The organism is Variovorax sp. P4_D9 (assembly GCF_056401695.1).
On the sequence record NZ_JBFUIU010000749.1, the window covers coordinates 1 to 4,270 of the forward strand.

Annotated in this window: 6 protein-coding genes; 1 reads left to right on the plus strand and 5 read right to left on the minus strand. The window is 66.5% G+C overall.

Translation table 11 applies throughout. The features are described 5' to 3' along the window. The 4 genes from AC1DY5_RS44265 to trpE all read right to left on the minus strand — a co-directional run. On the minus strand, positions 1–272 hold a 272-nt coding region (locus AC1DY5_RS44265), incomplete at its 3' end, for a beta-eliminating lyase-related protein (RefSeq protein WP_478120753.1). A 5-nt stretch (positions 273–277) separates the two neighbouring features. Beyond that, positions 278–862 (minus strand): anthranilate synthase component II, encoded by a 585-nt coding sequence (locus AC1DY5_RS44270; RefSeq protein ID WP_478120754.1) that lies wholly within the window; start codon positions 860–862, stop codon positions 278–280. Further along, the gene (locus AC1DY5_RS44275) at positions 859–1,248 is read right to left on the minus strand and encodes a GxxExxY protein (RefSeq protein WP_478120755.1); all 390 of its coding nucleotides are present in this window, start codon (positions 1,246–1,248) and stop codon (positions 859–861) included. The genes AC1DY5_RS44270 and AC1DY5_RS44275 overlap by 4 nt, the downstream gene beginning before the upstream one ends. After that, positions 1,245–2,747 (minus strand): anthranilate synthase component I, encoded by a 1,503-nt coding sequence (gene trpE / locus AC1DY5_RS44280; RefSeq protein WP_478120756.1) that lies wholly within the window; start codon positions 2,745–2,747, stop codon positions 1,245–1,247. Before trpE ends, AC1DY5_RS44275 begins: the two co-directional genes overlap by 4 nt. A gap of 287 nt (positions 2,748–3,034) precedes the next feature. On the opposite strand from trpE, the gene AC1DY5_RS44285 reads away from it, so the two are divergent. Beyond that, on the plus strand, positions 3,035–3,625 hold the full coding sequence (locus AC1DY5_RS44285) for a chalcone isomerase family protein (RefSeq protein WP_478120757.1): 591 nt from the start codon (positions 3,035–3,037) through the stop codon (positions 3,623–3,625). Here the strand turns inward: AC1DY5_RS44285 and gph are convergent. Next, positions 3,589–4,270 (minus strand): phosphoglycolate phosphatase (gene gph / locus AC1DY5_RS44290; RefSeq protein ID WP_478120758.1); only part of this gene is annotated, 682 nt, incomplete at its 5' end. The genes AC1DY5_RS44285 and gph overlap by 37 nt on opposite strands.

Consider the following 4,270-nt stretch of genomic DNA (forward strand, 5'->3'; position numbering starts at 1 on the left):
CAGTGAGCCTGCTGGCCGACGATGTACTCGTCGCCGCGCTGGCAGTGCGAAAGGATCGCGCAGAGGTTGCTCTGCGTGCCGGTGGGCACGAACAGCGCCGCCTCGAAACCCAGCAGCTCGGCGATCTGATGCTGCAGCGCGTTGACGCTCGGGTCGTCGGCGAAGACGTCGTCGCCGAGCGGGGCGGCCATCATCGCCGCGCGCATTGCTGCGGTCGGCTGGGTCACGGTGTCGCTGCGCAGGTCGACGACCTTGGACGAAGGATGGCTCATTTGCGTCACTCCAGGAAATTGCGCAGCATGGCGTGGCCGTGCTCCGTGAGAATCGATTCGGGGTGGAACTGCACGCCCTCGATGCGCACCGAATGCGCGAAGCCGGTATGGCGCACGCCCATGATCTCGCCGTCGTCGGTCCAGGCGGTCAGCGCCAGCGCCTCGGGGCAGGAGGCGCGCTCGATCGCCAGCGAGTGGTAGCGGTTGACGCTGAACTTCTCGGGCAGGCCGGCGAAGACGCCCTCGCGCGTGGTCGTGATCTCGCTGGTCTTGCCATGCATCAGCTGCTGGGCGCGGATGATCCTGCCGCCGAAGGCGGCGCCGATCGCCTGGTGCCCGAGGCAGACGCCGAGGATCGGCAGCTGGCCCGCGAAGGCCTGGATCGCCGCCACCGAGACGCCGGCTTCGGCCGGCGAGCACGGCCCCGGCGAGATCACCAGCCGGTCGATTCCGCCGGCGACCCGCGCCTTCAGGCCCTCGAGCGTGATCTCGTCGTTGCGATGCACCTCGACCTCGGCACCGAGCTCGCCGAAATACTGCACCAGGTTGTAGGTGAAGCTGTCGTAGTTGTCGATCATCAGGAGCTTCATGGTTTGACTCCGATTCGGTGCACGCCCTTCACCACCGGGAACACATTGAAGTTGATCAGCAGGCCCAGCCGGAGCCCCGAGAGACGCACGGCCGCCTGGGCCTGGGCGCGATGCAGGTCGGTCAGCGCATCGACCGCCTTGAGCTCGACCACCACCGACTGCTCGACCACGAAGGCGGCGCGGCAGACCTCGCCGAGCGCACGACCCTTGTAGCTGGCCGCCACCGCCACGTTGCGCGCAAAGCCGATCTCGCGCTCGGCGAGTTCGATCTCGAGCGCGGCGGCATAAACCTCTTCGGGCAGGCCGGTGCCGAGCACGCGCTGGACTTCGACGGCAGCGCCGATGATCTCGTGGGAGAAGTCGTTGTTGTTGTCTTCGGTGCTCATTCCAGGCCTTCCTCGACCAGCTCGGCGGCGCGCAGCAGCGCCCGCGCCTTGGCTTCGGTCTCTTTCCATTCGAGTTCGGGCACCGAGTCGGCGACCACGCCGGCCGCGGCCTGCACGTGCAGCATCTGGTCCTTGACGATGCCGGTACGGATCGCGATCGCGACGTCCATGTCGCCGGCGTAGCTGATGTAGCCGCAGGCGCCACCGTAGAGGCCGCGCTTGGTCGGCTCGAGCTGGTCGATCAGCTCCATCGCGTGCACCTTGGGCGCGCCCGTGAGGGTGCCGGCCGGGAATGTGGCCTTGAGCACATCGATCGCGGTCATGCCGTCCTTCAGGGTGCCTTCGACGTTGCTCACGATGTGCATCACATGGCTGTAGCGCTCGACCGCGAAGGCCTCGGTCACCTTCACGGTGCCGGTCTTGGCGATGCGGCCGATGTCGTTGCGCGCCAGGTCGATCAGCATCACGTGCTCGGCCCGCTCCTTGGGGTCGTTGATCAGCTCGACCTCGGCCGCCTTGTCGAGTTCGAGCGAGGCACCGCGCGGCCGGGTGCCGGCCAGCGGACGGATGGTGATCTTCTGCTCGCCCTCGCCGGTGTGCTCCTGCCGCACCAGGATCTCGGGCGAGGCGCCGACCACGTGGAAATCGCCCAGGTGGTAGTAGTACATGTAGGGCGAGGGATTGAGCGAACGCAGCGCGCGGTACAGCGACAGCGGCGACTCGGTGTAGCGCTTGCTGATGCGCTGGCCGACCTGCACCTGCATGAAGTCGCCGGCCGCGATCAGTTCCTTGGCGCGCTCGACCGCGGCCAGGTAGTCGGCCTTGGCGAAGCTGCGCTGCGCCGGATGTGCCTGGCTCGGCTTCACCTGCGGCGCGCTGACCGAGTACTTGAGCTGGTCGCGCAACTCGCGCAGCCGGCGCTTGGCGTTGGCGTAGGCCTCGGGCTGGGCCGGGTCGGCATAGACGATCAGGTAGAGCTTGCCCGAGAGGTTATCGATCACCGCCAACTCCTCGCACTGCAGCAACAGGATGTCGGGGCAGCCCAGGGCATCGGGCGGGCAGCTTTTTTCGAGCTTCTTCTCGATGTGGCGCACGGTGTCATAGCCGAAGTAGCCGGCCAGGCCGCCGCAGAAGCGCGGCAGGCCCGGACGCAGCGCCACCTTGAAACGCTGTTGGTAGGCCGCAACGAAATCGAGCGGATTGCCATGGGCTTTTTCCACGACTTTGCCGTCCGTTACAACCTCGGTCAGCGCGTCGGCGCCGAAGCCGCTGGCCCGCAGCAGCGTGCGCGCGGGCAGGCCGATGAAGCTGTAGCGGCCGAAGCGCTCGCCGCCGACCACGGACTCGAGCAGGAAGCTGTGCTTGCCGCTGTCCTTGGTGTAGGCCAGTTTGAGGTAGAGGGAAAGAGGCGTCTCGAGGTCGGCAAAGGCCTCGACCATCAGCGGGATGCGGTTGTAACCCTGCGCGCTGAGGCTCTTGAATTCGAGTTCGGTGATCACGGGTGGGGTCTCCGTCGGCCAGCAGACGCTTCGATGGTCGCTGGCGGGGTCATTCTGGTTGGCCGGTTCAGCTCAACTGAAGGCCGCGGGCGCACGGCGTGCGCCGTGCAATCAAACAGGCAACGACGATGGCGTGCGCCAAGGCCAGGCTCCCCGGCTGCCTTGACCTGTCTGAATGACGTGATGAATGAACATGTGAATCGGGAGTTTAGCCCAGGGACAAGCCACACACAAAAAGATACATTGGGATTCTTTAAAAAATTCTTGCGGTCCACGGAGACCCCTTGATGCCTTCCTTCGACCTGCGGCGCGTGCTCGTGCTGTCCACCCTGGCCTTCGCATCGATCGCGGCGTCGGCCGCCCAGGTCGACGTCGCGGGAGTCAAGCTCGACGACGCGATCGACCTGCGCGGCGGCAAGCTGCTGCTCAACGGCGCCGGCGTTCGCTACAAGGCGGTGTTCAAGGTGTACACCGCCGGGCTCTACATGGGCAAGAAGGCCGACACGGTCGAAGAGGTGCTGGCCGCGCCGGGCCCCAAGCGCGTGACCATCACGATGCTGCGCGACATCGATGCCAACGAACTCGGCAAGCTGTTCACGCGCGGGGTCGAGGACAACTCGCCCAAGAGCGAGATGTCGCAACTGACCCCCGGCCTCTTGCGCATGGGCCAGATGTTCGCGGACCAGAAGCAGCTGAAAGCCGGCGACGGTTTCACCGTCGACTGGATCCCGGGCAGTGGCAGCCTGGTCACGGTGCGCGGCGTGCCGCAGGGCGAGCCGATCAAGGTGCAGGCCTTCTTCAATGCGCTGCTGCGCATCTGGATCGGGCCTTCGCCAGCCGACTACAAGCTCAAGGACGCGTTGCTCGGCAAGGGCTGAGCACCCAACTCCAATAGCGAGTCGACGAAGCCGTCGGCGTCGACGCCGCGCACCGACTCGCCGTGGTTGTAGCCATAGCTGACCAGCACCACGGGACAGCCGGCGGCGCGCGCGGCCCGGGCGTCGTTGCTGGAGTCCCCGACCATCAGGGTGCGCGCCGGCGCGGTGCCCAGCGCTTCGCAGGTCTTCCACAGCGGCAAGGGGTCGGGCTTCTTGCGTTCGAAGGCATCGCCGCCGAAGACCTTCTCGAAATAGCCGTCGAGGCCCTTGGCGGCCAGCAGGGGCCGAGCGAAATCGGTTGGCTTGTTGGTAAGGCAAGCCAGGCGCAGGCCTCGCTCCCGCAAGGCCGACAGCCCTTTCGCGACGCCTTCGTAGACCCGGGAATGCTGGCCGTTGATCCTGAGGTAGTGGTGCTGATAGCGTCCCCAAGCGCGCTCGTAGAGCGCAGCTTCGGCGCCGACGTGGCGCAGCACCGACTGGATCAGATGCTCAGAGCCCTTGCCGACCATGGTCTCGACGGTCGACGCCTCGACCGCCGGGAGGGCCAGGTCGCCCAGCATGAGGTTCAGGGCGACGACGAAGTCGCCGAGCGTGTCGACCATCGTGCCGTCGAGGTCGACGATCGCGGCGTCGAAGTAGGAAAGG